The organism is Amphibiibacter pelophylacis (assembly GCF_037688875.1).
GTDB lineage: Bacteria > Pseudomonadota > Gammaproteobacteria > Burkholderiales > Burkholderiaceae_C > Amphibiibacter > Amphibiibacter pelophylacis.
Genome location: NZ_JAWDIE010000048.1, coordinates 1 through 447 on the forward strand (window position 1 = coordinate 1; position 447 = coordinate 447).

Here is a 447-nt window from a genome sequence, read left to right on the forward strand (position 1 = left end):
CAGATAGTTATTCGCCACCTCATTCATCGCCGCAGCACCGCCCGCCGTGCCGCCCGCGATGGCGCCCACCGTCGTGCTGGCTGCGCCCACGATTCCTTTGGCCAGATCCTCCGGCAAACCCGACTTCTCAAGCTGTGCCATCACGGCCGGGGCCGTCACCGTCCCCGCGCCAGCGCCCACAGCGCCATCCACCCCGCCTGCCAGTGCGCCCACTGCCATGTGTGCCAGCACCCGCAGTTTGCCGTCAGGACCCCAGTTGTCTTTCAGTTCCTGCGCCTGCAGTGCCAGGCGGTCAGCCAGTTCCGTGTTGCCCGCTTCGCGTGCCCGGGTGGCCTGCACCTCCAGCGCCGCTGCCTCATCGAGGTGCCCGTCACCCACTTTGCCGATGTAATTGCTGGCGGCCGGGCTGAAGTCCTTCGTGATGACCACTTGCGCATTCACATCCGC

Annotated in this window: 1 pseudogene; it reads right to left on the reverse strand. The window is 66.9% G+C overall.

The annotated features are described in order from the left end of the window. A pseudogene (locus RV045_RS14330) lies at positions 1-447 on the reverse strand (hemagglutinin repeat-containing protein); the annotation flags it as partial.